The organism is Paenibacillus sp. NPDC056579 (genome assembly GCF_042793215.1).
In the GTDB taxonomy this organism is placed as follows: Bacteria; Bacillota; Bacilli; order Paenibacillales; family NBRC-103111; genus Paenibacillus_S.
Window position 1 is genome coordinate 469,595 of the sequence record NZ_JBHTVD010000005.1, and the last position, 14,995, is coordinate 484,589.

The window sequence follows — 14,995 nt, forward strand, 5'->3', positions numbered from 1 at the left end:
CATAAGGAAGGGAAAAAGGATGAGCGGAGAAACCGAGACGAGAGAGAAGCATGCTGGCAATGAAAATGAGAGAGAGAATGAGAGAGAGAACCCGAACCCGTCATCAAAACGTGTAAGCGATGCGGTGTTGATTGACCCGAAAGACGGCAAGGCGATCCGGAGCATGATTTACCGGCTGGCCGGACCGTCGCTTGTAGAAATGCTGCTGATCAATTTTGCGCAAATGATGAACATGATCATGGTAGGCCGCATTGGTGCGGAAGCGGTGGCCACGGTAGGCTTGACCAGCCAGCCTTACCTGCTTCTGCTTGTATTGTTCGTGGCGCTCAATACGGGAACGACGGTAATCGTCGCCCGTGCGGTAGGCTCCGGCAATGTGGAGGAGGCGAACCAGGCGGCCGGGCAAGCTTTTTTGCTTAACATTTTGCTGTCCGTGGCCGTCGTTGCGTTAAGCGTCTTGAATGCCCGCTGGCTGTTGTCGGCCATGGGGGCGAATGAAGAGGTCATCGGCCATGGATTGACCTATGCCCGAATTACGTTTTTATCCATCGGCTTCACGACGATATCTTCCGTATTATCGGCGATCTTGAGAGGAGCCGGCGACACCAGAACGCCGATGAAGATCAATGTCGTATCCAATGCGGTTGCGGTGGCGCTCGGCTTGCCGCTTATTTACGGCTTTGCCGGATTCCTGGGAATGGGCGTCACGGGAGCCGCGGCGGCTTCCATCACCGCTCAGCTTATCGCTACGGCATGGCTGGTTTCCGTCATGGTCAGCGGCCATTATATGGTGCGGCTGCGCTGGAAGGACGTCACCCGATTCAACTCGGCTATCGTCATGCGCGTGCTGAAGATCGGGCTGCCGACCAGCGCCGAGCAGCTGATCATGCGGCTTGGCATCGCCACGTTCGTGAAAATATCCGCCGGACTGGGTACGGTCGCACTGGCGGCGAATCAGCTCGTAACGAGCGTCATCGGGCTGTCGTTTATGCCGGGAATGGCCTTCGCCGTGGCTGCCTCGACACTGGTGGGACAAGCGCTTGGTGCCCAGAAGCCGGAGCTGGCCGAAACGTACGTATGGCAGGTCCGCAAATTCGGGATGGTCGTAGCGGGAATCATGGGCCTAGTGTTCATGCTGTTCGCACCTTACATTCTGATGCTGTACACAGGTGACCGCCATATCATCGATGCGGGCACGCTGGCGCTGCGGATCGTCGGCTTCATCCAGGTGTCCCAGGCGTCGCAGTTTATTCTCGGCGGCGCGCTGCGGGGAGCCGGGGATACGCGGTATCCGCTCTATTCGACCCTCATCGGCGTCTGGGGTGTGCGTGTCGTGCTTAGCCTTCTGTTCGTCCAAGGCCTCGGATGGGGCATGGCCGGACTTTGGAGCGCTGTGGCGCTGGACCAATTCCTTCGCTCCAATCTCATTTATTGGAGATTCAAGCGGGGCAATTGGAAGCGAATCCGCATTTAACTCGAAGGGAGTCAACACGGACAACAAGATAATGATAACCAACGGAAAGCCCTGCTGCGTATGGACGCGGCGGGGCTTTTTGCCGTTATGCTATGCATATTTTAAGAGGATCTTAAGAAATTCTTTACTATTTTCGGACTGGTTTGCTTACCTTTTTCGGATAAGATAGTTGCATAAAGCGACACTAAAGGAGTTGAAGTGAAAAATGGCCTTTCCATCGTCTATTAAAACAACGATTTCCGATAAGCTGCTGTTTCTCCGCAAATTTATTCAAAACCCGGCGGATGTCGGCAGCGTTATACCGAGTTCAAGCTCTCTTACCTTAAAAATGATGGAGTCCGTTCCATGGAACCAAGTGAGGAATGTGGTGGAGCTCGGAGCGGGTACCGGCGTATTCACGCAGGCGATGTATGAGCTGGCGCGTCCGGATTGCCGCGTAGCCGTATTTGAGAAAGATGCGGAAATGCGCAGGCAGCTGATCAAACAATATTCCGACTTTCATATATTGGAAGATGCCATGGATTTGCGCCTTAGCTTGACCGGCATTGGCATGGAAAAGGCGGATTGCATCATTTCCGGCCTGCCGTTCGCCAACTTTTACCCGCTGGACCGCGAGCAAATCATCAGGCAAGTCAAAGAAAGCTTGTCTGACGACGGCATGTTCATTACGTTTCAATATTCATTGCAGATGAAGCGGATGCTTGAGCAGCATTTTCGCACGGTCCGTATCGCCTTTGTGCCATGGAATGTGCCGCCGGCTTTCGTATACATTTGTCAGTAGGGGGAATTGACAGCATGAATCTGGATACGATCCTTAATTCGATACAGCATTTCGGTTATCTGGCCTTGTTCTTCGCCTTGTGGCTAGGCATTGTAGGCATGCCGATTCCGGACGAAGTCATCGTAATGACCGGAGGTATGGTAGGGTCGCTCCATTTGCTGCAGACGGCTCCGGCCTTTGTAATGACTTATTTGGGCGTCGTGTCCGGGTTATCGATCGGCTATGTGTTAGGGCGGGTGATGGGGCCATTGGTTATAGACCGTCTGCGTAAAAAGAAAAATATCGACCGGTACATTCAAAAGTCCGACCGGCTGCTCGAGCGGTACGGCGCGTCCGCGCTGGTAATCAGTTATTTTTTACCGGTTGTACGGCACGTTCTCCCTTATTTGGTCGGCATCAACAAAATGACGTTTCCCCAATATGCCTTGATTTCATATTCGACAGGGCTGATCTGGACTTCGATTTATTTTGCCGTAGGCTATTATTTTGGAGACAACATCGAGCTGATCGGCACTCATGTTCATCAATACGGCTATTATGCTTTGGCCGTACTCATTGTAGTTTTGGGCGGCATGCTGGTCTGGAAAACCATCCGTAAAAAGAAGGTGATGTAATGAACAGTGACAACTCTGCTACGATTCTGATCATCGACGATGAACCGGAAATAAGGGAGATTGTGCACATTTTTCTGAAAAATGAAGGCTATCGTGTGTTGGAGGCGGAGGAAGGAGAGCGGGGGCTTGCGCTTTTGCAAACCGAAACAGTCGATCTGGTTATCCTGGACGTCATGATGCCGCGGCTCGGCGGCATACAGGCCTGCCTGAGGATTAGAGAGAACGGGAACCTCCCTATTATTATGCTTTCCGCCAAAAATGAAGATATGGACAAAATCCTTGGGCTGACGAGCGGCGCCGACGATTATGTAGCCAAACCGTTCAATCCTCTCGAGCTTGTTGCCAGAGTCAAGTCGCAGCTGCGCAGAATGAAAATGACCGAGGCGCAGCCCCCGCAGGAAAAGCCGCAGGACGAAATGGCGATAGGTGAGCTGACCATCAATATCCTTCGCCACCAGGTGATGCTTCAAGGAAAGGAAGTTGCGCTGACGCCTCTGGAATTCGACATTTTGGAGCTGCTCGCGACCCATAGAGGCCAAGTGTTCAGCGTGGATAAAATTTACGAGACGGTATGGAAGGACCCGGCCATGCAGTCCGATAAGACGGTAATGGTTCATATACGCAACCTGCGCGATAAGCTGAAGGACAACCCGCGCGAGCCCAAATATATTAAAACGGTATGGGGAGTAGGTTACAAAATTGATTAATCGCCCGAATTGGAGCGGCAGCCTCCGCCTAAAGCTGGTGTTGACCTTTGCCGCGACATTGCTGCTCTCTATAGCATCGAATTTAACCTTTGACTTTGTGACCCGGGAGTGGAGGAAGGAGTCTTTCACCGGCTATCAAACCAGCAAGCAAATCGTTAGCGAGAAGCTAAGCTTGCTGGAGCAGGAGCTGCCGCAGCTTCAGGATCCAAGTAAAGTGAATCCGCTGCTGACCCGGGAAAGCGAGTCGGGCCGGCTTCGCATTGTGCTGTCGGACCTGCAGGGGAATGCCGTCTACCGCTCGGACTCTGTTCAGGATACACGGATTGATTTATACGAGATTATTTACGAGCAAAAGGATGTCGTGAACAACCCGGCGCCGGGCAAAGAGTACACGGAAATGACACCCGTTCTGTATCGGGATCAGAAGCTGGTGCTCATGGTGTCCGGCAAGCTGGAGGCCGAGCAGGGTTATATTTACAAGAATCCCCCTCTGTACAGCGTACTTATTTTTTTCGTGTTCTTTCTGGTAGTGTTCTACTTACTGACTTACAGCAAAATGAGGGAAATCCAGGAGATGAGCAAGGGGGTCTCGTTGATTGCCCAAGGAAATCTATCGATACGTCTTCCGGTGCGGAGCAAGGATGAACTCGGCGTATTGACGAGCAGCATTAACGAAATGGCGGGCCAGCTGGAGGAGCAAATGGCCAAAGAACGCTTGGCCGAAAAAACGAAGAGCGAGCTGATCACCAATATTTCTCACGACCTGAGAACGCCGCTCACGAGCATTATCGGCTATTTGACCGTACTGATGGAGCATAAAGAAGCGAGCGGCGCTTTGAAGCCCTATATGCAAAGCGCGTTAAATAAATCGAATCAGCTTAAGAAATTGATTGACGATTTATTTGAATATACCCGACTTGCAAGCAATCAGGCCGCTATGGAAAAACAGGTGATCGATTTGGCCGGCATGCTGAATCAGATGATCATGGAGTTTATTCCTCTGGCTGAGCGCAGCGATATCGTGGTGCAGAGCACCGTGCCGGATCATAGGGTGGAAGCATCCATCGATGCGGGCAAAATCGCCCGGGCGGTCGACAACCTGCTCACGAACGCTCTGAAGTTCAGCGTGAAGCCGGGCATAATCGATATATCGCTGCATGCCGATCCGGAGTGGGCCACTCTGTCCGTTGCCAACACCGGATTGGATATTACGAAAGAGCAGGAGGAGCAGCTGTTCGACCGCTTTTATAAAGCCGAGGAGTCGAGACGCGACCATACCATGCCTCACGGTTCGGGGTTGGGACTGTCCATAGCCCGGAGCATCGTGCAGCTTCACGGGGGGGAGATATGGCTCGAGCGCAACGAACGGCATTACGAATTTAGGATTCGCCTGCCCCGGAAACCTGAAATGCCGTAATGACCGGCCTATGCCACGCGGCAGCGCATGCGTCAGAAATTCGGAAAATCGCCTCTCCTCCCACAAAGAAGAGCCTGTCTGCTATAATGGAATGCAGAGATAACGTTAAACCAGGATGGGGTGGGCTCAAGATGATCAAATTGGTGGCATTCGATGTCGACGGTACGCTGCGCGACAGGGACTATTTGCCGGAATCGACCCGCGCGTCGCTCCGTAAGCTTAAGGAGCAGGGCATTGCGCTCGCTTTGTGCACGGGACGCAGCGAGTACGAGATGGAATCGCTGCGCGAGGAGCTCGGCATCGACTGGGCGATTACCTGCAACGGCAGCCATATCGGCTATCGGGGGAAGACGGTATTCGGCAATGCGTTTCCGAAGGATACCGTGCGCCTGTGGCTTCAGGAAGCGGAGAAGCAGAAGCATACGTTTTTGCTGTACGGGTCGGAGAAGATGTTCATGACTCGGGCGGAGGATCCGCATTTCCGCCAAGGGCAGCAGGAAATCGGCTTTATGGAGCCGGTTGCTCTGCAATCTATCGACGAGGTGCCGGACATTTACCAGTGCATCGTTTTTTGCGAAGAGCACGAAGAAGGAATTTATACCGGCGAAGAGAAGGGCCGCTATTATATTCACCGCTGGCGTCCATGGGCGGTCGATATTAATCCGACCGGCATGAACAAAGCGGTAGGCTTGCGCAAGCTGATGGACCACCTCGGCATCCGTCCGGAGGAAGCCGCCGCATTCGGCGACGGTCATAACGATTTCGAAATGATCGAGCTGGTGGGCAGCGGGATCGCGATGGGCAACGCGGTGGACGATTTGAAGGCGAAGGCCCGCTATGTGACGCGCTCCTTGAAGGAGGACGGCATCGCGTACGCGGTAGACAAATGGATTATAACCAGCGCAAGCTGACTGTAATGGCAAAACTGGCGCTATAGTGGCAGGCTCTTTGATGGGCCTGTCTTTTTTTCAAAATTTCATGCGCATTCTGTAAATAAATGGCTTCCTATGAGAACGTATGTTTGTTATAATGGTTTTCGGAAACTTTCCCGACCAAAAGGACATGAGGCTTGTCCGTGGTTTCGAAGGAGGCTGTTCAATGATTGCGACGGTTAGCAAAGAAGCTGAAGAAAAGGAGTTGGATAAATATTCTGAGATAGACGAGGTCATTGCCTATATTTACAAGAATATTTATGAGCCGCTGCCACTTTCCAAGCTGGCCCGGTATGCCGCATATAGCCCGTACCATTTCTCCCGAGTGTTCAAGGAACGAATGGGGCTGCCCCCTCTATACTTTGTTTCCTCCCTCCGCCTGCAGAAAGCGAAGGAATTGCTCCTCAGCACCAATCTGAGCATCCGCGATATCGGACTCGAGATCGGGCAGCAAAGCTTGGGGACTTTTACAACAAGATTTACGGAGCGCGTAGGCGTAACTCCGGCGCATTTCCGCAATTCCATGCTCCAGGCAGAGCAATATTTGCAAATGCTGCATCAGCTAGACGATTGGGAAGAGCCTGCGTCGGCGCCGAATCATGGAGCGACAATCGAAGGGACGGTACGAACGGAAATCCCTTTTGACGGCGTCGTTCTCATCGGCCTGTTCGCCAAACCGATTCCCGAAGGGCTACCGCTGCACGGTACGTTGATCCCTTCATCCGGCAAGTTTTGTTTCACAGGCGTCCAGCCGGGTATTTATTATTTGATGGCGACATCCGTCCCTTGGGGGATGCAAGCCATAGACTTTCTGCTTCCTCAGACCACCACGCTGCGCACTCGCTCCAAGGAACCGATTGTCGTTACACCATTTACCCGCGTCCTTCATAGACAGGCTACACTTCATGTTCCGAGAACCGATGATCCTCCCATTCTAATATCCCTTCCCTTGCTTATGAACAATTTTCTTAACAGGGTTTGGCAACCTGAGATATAAAATCTGGGATCAAGGGGCTAGGGCTCCAATGCTTTCCTATGCCCCTTGATTGTATGCCGAGCCGATTAATGCTCCTGCAGGCTGCTCAGTTGCACGGTTTGCTCTTGCTCGGGCTGTCCTAGAGGATAAATGGTGGCCGTCTCGTTATGTTCATCCACATGCTGAATATAGATAGGAACACCGTCGCAGGTTACATTAACCATGACGGGCGAAGCCGCAATTTCTTGTGCTCTTAGCTTATTCATTGTCCTTACCTCCGCTGCTGTTATTGGCTGTACGGCTACTTATCCGCACAACGATTGCTATTATGCACAATCGCGGATTGGATTATTTAGGTGATGTACCTTGGAGCAGGAAAAAATAACAATAGCCATTTTCTCCCCTTTGATCAAGAAGTGGGTATGTTACAATAGTTGACGGCATTCGGAAAAAAGAGCCGGTGCCGCGCTTTCGCCAAGGAAAGGTCGTCTTGAAGTAGGGAGAATGGGAGATAATAGACGATAAAGGCAACCTTTTGATCGAACATAACGTTAATAACAACGTGCTGTTTTCAGATGAACTGTTTAGAGCGGCTGCAGCAGTGAAATGGCGAACAATGGATATACGAAAGGAATGATACAACAGATGTCAGCTTCACAAGGAATAGGATCGCTGCTGCGCAACCGGTTTGTGCAGGCGATATTGTTATCGGGTTTATTTCTGCAAATAGGAATTTGGGTGAGAAACTTCGCCGTCCTGCTGTTTGTTATGGATCAGACGAACGGGGATGCCAAGGCGGTATCGCTGATTTCGGTGGCGGAATTTGCGCCGATTTTTATCTTTTCATTCATCGGAGGGACGTTTGCGGACCGTTGGATGCCGAAGCGGACGATGATCTGGTGTGACGTGCTGAGCGCCGTCTCCGTATTCGCCGTCCTTCTTACGCTAGTGTACGGCTCTTGGAAGGCCGTGTTTTTTGCCACTCTCGTTTCCGCGATTTTATCGCAGTTTTCCCAGCCGTCCGGCATGCGTTTGTTTAAAATCCATGTCCCTGCCGAGCTGATCCAGATGGGCATGTCCATTTATCAGACGATGTTTGCACTGTTCATGGTATTGGGGCCGATTCTCGGTACCTTCGTATACCAGAACTACGGGATTCAGACGGCGATTTTCATTATGGGCATCGCATTCCTGCTGTCCGCCGCCGTTCTGCTGATGCTGCCTTCCGACAAGGCAGCGGCTGAAGAGGAGAAGGCGAAGACGAATTTGGGCGAGGAAATGGCCGCAGGCTTCCGTTACGTATTGTCCAAACAAACATTGACCACTTTGGGCGGCTGTTTCTTGAGCGCGGGACTGGCCATCGGTCTGATCCAGCCGCTTGGTATTTTTCTGGTGACAGAGCGGCTCGGTCTGCCGAAGGAGAACTTGCAATGGCTTATGACCGCCAACGGCGTTGCCATGATTATTGGCGGAGGCTTCGCGCTCGGGTTGTCCAAGAAGTATTCGCCGCAAACGATGCTAGGCATCGGGATGGTCGTCAGCGCGATCGGGATGATCGTCATCGGGTTCTCGACCTCTCTGTGGCTCACACTGGCGGCTCAATTCATTTCGGGGCTGGTGCTTCCGGCCATCCAGATCGGTATCAACACGATGATTTTGAGCAATACGGATGAAGCGTATGTAGGCCGGGTCAACGGTATCTTGAACCCTCTGTTTATGGGAGGGATGGTCGTCACGATGAGCTTGGCCGGTTGGCTGAAAAGCGTGTTCAACATTGTCATTATGTATGAGGCCGCAGCGATCTTGTTTATCATCGGCGTGCTGGTGATGATTCCATTGTATCGCAACCGGCAGAGCTCAGCCGGATCGGCGGAATCTCCCGGAGAAGCGTAATTCATTGAAAAGCTTTGCCCCAAAAGGACCTTCCGGGTACAAACCGGGTGGTCCTTTTGGCGCGCTCGGCTCACCATATTGGATGCTGCAATTCCGAGGTTGTCAGGGCGACGTCAATTATTGATTGTCTTTGCGGAAATAAGGTTGAGCGCTTCCTACCCATTCGTCTCTTTCGCTGCAAGTGACCGAATGCTGGTAGACAGGGTAACAATGGTGACGGTTGACGATTTCAATAGGGTGAATCACTTGCACAAGCTGCGGATGATAAAAGTTTCTAACAACCCTCCGCGGGTTAGTCATAATGGGGTCCGTTGGAGGACAACAATTGTGATTACGATATGCCATTTACCTATCAGCTCCTCTCACGATCTGAGATAGTATACGGTACTATTGCGGAAGTCGCTTGTGTTCCTGCCTAATTTATCCATAAAACAAAATCACTGCAGGTACAGGCACCTGCAGTGAAAGAAGTGACAACCGCTCGTTACACGAACGCGTTCTGATTCATTTTGCTTCGGGCGAGCTTCAAGTAGCCCTGCACATTGAGCAGCTCGCTGTCCTCCACGAACCGCAGCTTCATCGGGCCCGCGGCGTCGATAATGTAAGGACGTAGCGCGGCAGCTCCGCCGCCGACAACATAGAAGCATTGGATGTCGGGGTGCTTCTTCCAGCGCTTCTTGATCAGATCGACGATCTTGTGCGCCGCCCGGCTGAAGTACATATCGACTACCGGCTTCATGCTCGACTGGCCTTCACCGATACGGCGTATCGCGAAGTCGTTTCGCTTGATCCGCTGCACCAGCTTGGCGCGGCTAGGGAACCGGTAGCCGTACTGGTCCTCCACATCGCGGATAATGTTGTCCAGATACGTAGCCAGTCCGATCTGTTCTCCAGTGCTGAACTGATTATCGATGCTCATTTTGTTAATAACCGGAAAATCCGTCGTTAGCGCACCCATCTCACAAATTCCAATACAGCCGTGGTACAGCTCTTCGTCCTTCACCTGCAAATTGTCGTGCGTTGCCAGTTGAAACAATGCGGCCGCCCCTTCGATGGAGACGACGGCTTTACGGATCGATACTTTGATCTTGCGGTTTTTGAGGTGAGGCGTAGACAGAAACGTGACCTCATGCTCCCCGACCAGACGGTCCTCGAACTGTTTGTGATAATACGAATAAGTGCGTACCGGAAGCCCGGTCCCTATTACATACTCCACTTCCTCGGTATTGCCGAAGCCGGTGCTCGCTACCGATTGGCTTGCTATGCCTGCGTAAGCCAGTGCGGTGATTGCGACGATCAGCGACTGATCCGACACCGCTTTGTTATCCGTCTCCTCGAGCTCTACGCTATCCTCGTTCTCCATGGCTAGAAGGCCGACGAAGTACCTTTGATTGTTTCTTGACAAACGTGGGCTGTGCACTACGACATCAAGCGCCTTCAGAGGAGAATCCTCCTCCTGCAAAATATGTCTTTCATACCCGGGTGCAACAATGTTGGGGATCATTAACGGATCGCGAACCCCGTCCAGGACTACCTTGATGCTATCGTTGCCGATATCGATTCCGGCCAAGATCATGTATGAATTTCCCTCCAGTCAGCTCCAATAAATTACTTTGGTACTATGATTCGATTTAATTCAACAAAATCCCTTCGTACTTTAGAACTATTTTCCACTATTTATGAAAACATCGGCAGGTTTTTTCCCGGGATGCGACGAATAAGATCGTATTCTATCGAATAATGTTAATTTGTGCCAAGCTTAAAGGAGCTAACATGAAGGTCAAACGGATCAATAAACGGTTTACATTCGTCATTATTCCCGATGCCAACAGCGCGGTCCGGCGATTTGAAGTACCAAAGGCGCTCCTTTATTGTGCCGGAGCAGGACTAATTGCCTTGTTGTCGGTTACGCTGGTCCTGTATGTGAACCATGCGAGGACATCATGGGTCACGGCGGACTTGCAGAGCCGCATCGTCAGTCAAGAGGCTGTGTACAGCACCACGGTCCAGGAGAAGAACGATACGATCGAACAGCTGCAAAACGAGCTGATCCAATTATCCCAGCAAACGGTGGAGATGAAGGGGAGAATCGACGATATCCGCAAGCTGGAGGACGAAGTTCGTACGATCACGGGCGCGGCCAAATCAACCGCATCTGCCGCATCCTCCTCCGTAGATTCTAACGCGATGGGCGGCTCCAACCGTCCTGTCACCGACGAAGAGATCAAGACGCTGCTCGAGCAGACGAAACAGCACCTGAGCTCCATGAACCAAGAAGTGGCAGAGCTTCAAGGCAGCATTACCGATACGAAGGCAAAGGCCGTTCAGGCGCAGGAGCTGCTCCGTATTACGCCGAATATTTGGCCCGTGGACAGCAGGAATATTACATCCGGCTTCGGGATTCGCAAGGATCCGTTTACGTACAGACCAAGCTTCCATAGCGGTTATGACATTGCTGCACCGATGAATACTCCCGTACGGGTTACGGCAGACGGGATTGTCAGTTCTACAGGCAGCGATTCCTCGCATGGAAACAACATTGTGGTTACTCATTCAAAAGGACTGCAAACGTGGTACATGCATCTAAATAAAATCAACGTCAAGCAGGGCGAACGAGTGCAAAAAGGCGATGTGATCGGCCTGGTAGGATCAACCGGAAGAAGCACCGGGGCCCACCTGCATTATGAGGTGCTGAAGAACGGCCAGAGCACGGATCCTAAACCTTATTTGAACTAGAATGACCATACTAATTAGAAATGAGGCGAAATGATGTTTAAAAGCAAAAAAATCGGGCGGGATATTCAAGCGACCGATACTTTGATCGGAGAGGGTACCTTGTTTGAAGGACGCATCAAATCCGAAGCCAGTATCCGAATCGAAGGGCATATTACCGGAGACGTAGATTGCGCGGGAGATGTGACGATCGGCGAGCATGGCGTGGTCAAATCGAACGTTATCGCGAGAAACGTGATTTTGGCGGGAACCGTCAACGGAAATGTGCTGTGCAAGGGCAAGCTGACGATCCGGTCAACGGGCAAGCTGTATGGCAATACGACGGCGCAATCGCTTATCATCGACGAAGGCGGCGTATTCCAGGGCACGAGCAAAATGGACAACGGCGCAGGAGCGCCGCCGGAGAAGCAGGATAAGGAGCCGATGCCGTCGAACCCGTTCCAAACGAATTATGGCGGCGGCAATATGGCTACGATGTAGTTAGGGCTGAGCGGGAATTTTCTTGCGATAACCTTTTTGGGCAGGAAATCGATAATTGATAATAATTATCATTATTATTGGCAATACTGTTTAACGAGCAAAGAAAAAGACAACCTATGGATCGATAGGCTGTCTTCTGCGAGGGAAAAGAAAAATTTAAATTTTCGATTCGAACGTCTTGCAGTCCGTTTCTTCGGAATTGTTTGCTTTGTTGCCGCGTTGGCTGACAACATAAATCGAAGAAGCGTTGCATTGGTTTCCTGCAGCCCAGTACTTACAGGAGTTCACTTCACACAATACGTCTCTTGCCATAGGTCTCACCCCCCTCCTGTCTAGGATGGGCAAATCGCATAGCTTTTTATACCCGGGTCCGGCCATACAGGTCGGGCTTTTTTTGCATAGGAAAGTTTAGGCCCGGCAAAGCGTACAGGTTATTCTCGGGTGGTTTTCAAATGGACTGGAAACCCGAAGGTTGACAATGGAAGAATAAATCGTTATTGTTTAATTGTAATAATTACTATTAAAAGGAATGAAGTTGTACAAAAAATGAATAATCGTGTATGATCAGTGTTGTTTGATGACAACTAAATGATGGGAACAGGTGCTTCAGCTGTTAGCTGAAGCTTAATAGGGAAGTTCGGTGTAAAGCCGACGCGGTCCCGCCACTGTAACGGAGTAGTCACGGCACTCTATGCCACTGATCTTTGAACGGTTCAAAGATCGGGAAGGCCGCCAATGACGAAGATCCCGGAGCCAGGAGACCTGCCTGTTCTGACAGCACTGATTCGAACCTACGGAAGATAGGGAGGTGTTAAGGACGGCCATCGTCTATTTATTTTATGGATTATATGGGGCGCCTTTACCTTATTTTGTGCTGGGTAAAGACGCCTTTTTTGCGTTACATCCCGGCTGGAGCAAAGGCTTGAAGCCAAGAAGAAAGGGAGTGGCAAGATTGGCGACATGGGATTTATCGAAGACAAGCCATCATGTACTGATTTGTAACGGAGGCAGCTGTACCCGAAAGGAGGCCGATGAGGTGACTCTGGCCATTCGTAATGAAATTGCTGCCTGGGGAGCCGACGATTCGATTCATACTACACGAACCCGGTGCAATGGCCGATGCGAGGACGCTTGCGTCGTCACGGTGTATCCGCAAGGGGTCTGGTATAAATCGATAACTCCCGATTTGGGCAGACGAATAGTCCGTGAGCATTTGCTTCAAGGACATGTACTGGAGGAGCATCTGGTATATACGTACGATAAGGTCTTTGTTGCAACCGGTCTCGGTGCTGCTGGAACGACCCGGGAGGAAGCGGCCAGGAAGAAACAAGACAATGCAGTTTAACCGGTTCATTCATTTTTATTTATACATAGAGAGAAGGGTCATACATGAACATGAACAGAAGAATACACAAAATGCCTTATATGGCTGCCGCAATCATATTATGCTTTTTATTAGTTTTGATCGGATGCAGTACGGCGAATCCTGCTTCCAGGCCGGCGAATCAGACAGGCACGGCCATCGCCAATCCGGAGGAAGTCGTCCTTGCCGCTCCGCGGGATTTGGCGCCGGGACCTCAAGACGCTTATTACACAAGCACGATTCTATACGTATGGGAACCGCTGGTCACCTCGGCAGAAGACGGTCAGCCGGCTCCGAAGCTGGCCAAATCGTGGACGATGTCCCCGGACGGCAAGGAGTGGACGTTCAAGCTGCAGGATAACGTGAAATTCCATGACGGCCAGCCGTTGAACGCAGATGCCGTAATTGCTAATTTCAACCGGTACAAGCAGGTTAGCCCGAAAAGCTCCCCGTTCTATACGCTGGATATCAAAAGCGCTTATCCAGGGTTAAAGGAAGCGGCGAAGGTTGACGAGATGACCTTCAAGCTCGTCTTCGATAACCCGCAGCCTGCTTTGCTGTACTCGATGGTCAACTTCGCAAGCCCGATATACAGCCCGTTGAACTTCAATGAAAAAGGCGATTTCAACGGTCTGCCGCAAGGAACCGGACCGTTCAAGCTGATCGAGCATCAGAAGGATCAGTATGCGCTGCTGGAAGCTTTTGATGGCTACTATGGCGAGAAAGCCAAAACAAAAAAGATCCGCGTGCGCGTCATCCCCGATCCGGACACGAGACTGGCCGCTTTGAAGTCCGGCGAAATTATGGGCGTCATGGATTTGGGGGCGCTCCCTCCGGCATTGGCCAAGGAGCTGGTGAAGGATAACCGGTTTGAGGTGTCGGTGACCAAATCGACGATCTCCCATTACATTCACCCGAACGGCAAGCGTGCGCCGTTTGACAATCCTGCCATGCGTCAGGCGGTCAGCATGATTATCGATCGTCAGCAGCTGGTGAAGGAGCTTTATTTGGGCTACCCGACGGAAACGGTCAACATCTTGAACGCGACGTCTCCTTTTTATAAGGAGATCAAAACGGTCACGAATGCGACCGAGGCCAAACGGCTGGCGGCGGAAGCGACCGGAGGCAAGACGCAGAAGATCGATCTCATCGTGCCGACCTACGGGTTGGACCGGTACCCTTACAAAGCGCAGGCCGAGCTGCTGCAGTCGGTGCTCAAAGAGCTGAACCTGGATGTGCAAATCAAAATATTGGATGGCGCAGCATTCAAGGAGGCGCAGGCCAAAGGGGAGTATGATCTGGCGCTGGCAACGCAAGGGCTGCCGAACGCCGATCCGTTCACGCTGTTTACGAATTATTTGTCGAGCGGCGGTTCAAGCAATAAAAGCTACAGCCTCGGCTACAAAAGCGAGCGCATCGATCAGCTGCTGAATCAGGCGAAAACAACGCTAAGCATGGACGACCGGAAAGTGATCTATAACGAAATTCAGACGATTGCGGCTCAAGACCTGCCGACGATTCCTCTGTTCAATGATGCGAATCTGATTGCGTATAACAAGAAAATCAAGGGCTATCAAGCGACGATCTACGGAACGACGCTGTCTAAGCTGGAATGGACTGAGTAG

At 51.5% G+C, this 14,995-nt stretch carries 15 protein-coding genes and 1 riboswitch; of the genes, 12 read left to right on the top strand and 3 right to left on the bottom strand.

Annotation, left to right across the window (positions count from 1 at the left end; all coding sequences use genetic code 11):
- The first annotated feature begins 19 nt into the window (after positions 1 to 19).
- From ACFQ88_RS21805 to ACFQ88_RS21835, 7 genes are all read left to right on the top strand, one after another.
- Positions 20 to 1,474, top strand: a complete 1,455-nt coding sequence (locus ACFQ88_RS21805) for an MATE family efflux transporter (protein ID WP_379456654.1) — start codon at positions 20 to 22, stop codon at positions 1,472 to 1,474.
- A gap of 205 nt (positions 1,475 to 1,679) precedes the next feature.
- Positions 1,680 to 2,255 carry a class I SAM-dependent methyltransferase gene (locus tag ACFQ88_RS21810; protein WP_379456656.1) on the top strand — a complete coding sequence of 192 codons (576 nt, stop codon included), beginning with the start codon at positions 1,680 to 1,682 and terminating at the stop codon, positions 2,253 to 2,255.
- A gap of 14 nt (positions 2,256 to 2,269) precedes the next feature.
- Entirely contained in the window at positions 2,270 to 2,869 is a 600-nt protein-coding gene (locus tag ACFQ88_RS21815; RefSeq protein ID WP_379456658.1) for a DedA family protein, read from the top strand.
- Complete coding sequence (locus ACFQ88_RS21820; RefSeq protein WP_379456660.1) at positions 2,869 to 3,576, top strand: response regulator transcription factor; 708 nt, start codon at positions 2,869 to 2,871, stop codon at positions 3,574 to 3,576. The genes ACFQ88_RS21815 and ACFQ88_RS21820 overlap by 1 nt, the downstream gene beginning before the upstream one ends.
- Positions 3,569 to 4,993 (top strand): HAMP domain-containing sensor histidine kinase, encoded by a 1,425-nt coding sequence (locus ACFQ88_RS21825; protein WP_379456662.1) that lies wholly within the window; start codon positions 3,569 to 3,571, stop codon positions 4,991 to 4,993. Before ACFQ88_RS21820 ends, ACFQ88_RS21825 begins: the two co-directional genes overlap by 8 nt.
- A gap of 131 nt (positions 4,994 to 5,124) precedes the next feature.
- A complete protein-coding gene (locus ACFQ88_RS21830; RefSeq protein ID WP_379456664.1) occupies positions 5,125 to 5,904 on the top strand; it encodes a Cof-type HAD-IIB family hydrolase in 780 nt (259 codons plus the stop codon).
- 187 nt (positions 5,905 to 6,091) lie between these two features.
- Positions 6,092 to 6,922 (top strand): helix-turn-helix transcriptional regulator, encoded by an 831-nt coding sequence (locus ACFQ88_RS21835; protein WP_239632197.1) that lies wholly within the window; start codon positions 6,092 to 6,094, stop codon positions 6,920 to 6,922.
- A gap of 65 nt (positions 6,923 to 6,987) precedes the next feature.
- Here the strand turns inward: ACFQ88_RS21835 and ACFQ88_RS21840 are convergent, their stop codons facing one another.
- Positions 6,988 to 7,167 (bottom strand): small acid-soluble spore protein H, encoded by a 180-nt coding sequence (locus ACFQ88_RS21840; RefSeq protein ID WP_379456666.1) that lies wholly within the window; start codon positions 7,165 to 7,167, stop codon positions 6,988 to 6,990.
- A 367-nt stretch (positions 7,168 to 7,534) separates the two neighbouring features.
- Between ACFQ88_RS21840 and ACFQ88_RS21845 the strand changes: the two genes are divergently transcribed.
- Complete coding sequence (locus ACFQ88_RS21845; RefSeq protein ID WP_239632201.1) at positions 7,535 to 8,794, top strand: MFS transporter; 1,260 nt, start codon at positions 7,535 to 7,537, stop codon at positions 8,792 to 8,794.
- A 484-nt stretch (positions 8,795 to 9,278) separates the two neighbouring features.
- On the opposite strand, the gene ACFQ88_RS21850 is transcribed toward ACFQ88_RS21845, so the two are convergent.
- Entirely contained in the window at positions 9,279 to 10,370 is a 1,092-nt protein-coding gene (locus ACFQ88_RS21850; protein WP_239632204.1) for a ParM/StbA family protein, read from the bottom strand.
- 197 nt (positions 10,371 to 10,567) lie between these two features.
- Between ACFQ88_RS21850 and ACFQ88_RS21855 the strand changes: the two genes are divergently transcribed.
- Together ACFQ88_RS21855 and ACFQ88_RS21860 are read left to right on the top strand one after the other, a co-directional pair.
- Positions 10,568 to 11,530, top strand: coding sequence for a M23 family metallopeptidase (locus ACFQ88_RS21855; RefSeq protein WP_239632207.1), 963 nt, complete (start codon positions 10,568 to 10,570; stop codon positions 11,528 to 11,530).
- 33 nt (positions 11,531 to 11,563) lie between these two features.
- Positions 11,564 to 12,007, top strand: coding sequence for a bactofilin family protein (locus ACFQ88_RS21860; RefSeq protein WP_379456670.1), 444 nt, complete (start codon positions 11,564 to 11,566; stop codon positions 12,005 to 12,007).
- A 156-nt stretch (positions 12,008 to 12,163) separates the two neighbouring features.
- Here ACFQ88_RS21860 and ACFQ88_RS21865 read toward each other — a convergent pair whose 3' ends face one another.
- Complete coding sequence (locus ACFQ88_RS21865; RefSeq protein WP_239632211.1) at positions 12,164 to 12,319, bottom strand: DUF1540 domain-containing protein; 156 nt, start codon at positions 12,317 to 12,319, stop codon at positions 12,164 to 12,166.
- A 270-nt stretch (positions 12,320 to 12,589) separates the two neighbouring features.
- Positions 12,590 to 12,791, top strand: a riboswitch (cobalamin riboswitch).
- Between the two features lie 168 nt (positions 12,792 to 12,959).
- Here ACFQ88_RS21865 and ACFQ88_RS21870 point away from each other — a divergent pair.
- Both ACFQ88_RS21870 and ACFQ88_RS21875 read left to right on the top strand, forming a co-directional pair.
- Positions 12,960 to 13,352 (top strand): (2Fe-2S) ferredoxin domain-containing protein, encoded by a 393-nt coding sequence (locus ACFQ88_RS21870; protein WP_379456848.1) that lies wholly within the window; start codon positions 12,960 to 12,962, stop codon positions 13,350 to 13,352.
- A gap of 44 nt (positions 13,353 to 13,396) precedes the next feature.
- A complete protein-coding gene (locus tag ACFQ88_RS21875) occupies positions 13,397 to 14,995 on the top strand; it encodes an ABC transporter substrate-binding protein (RefSeq protein WP_379456672.1) in 1,599 nt (532 codons plus the stop codon).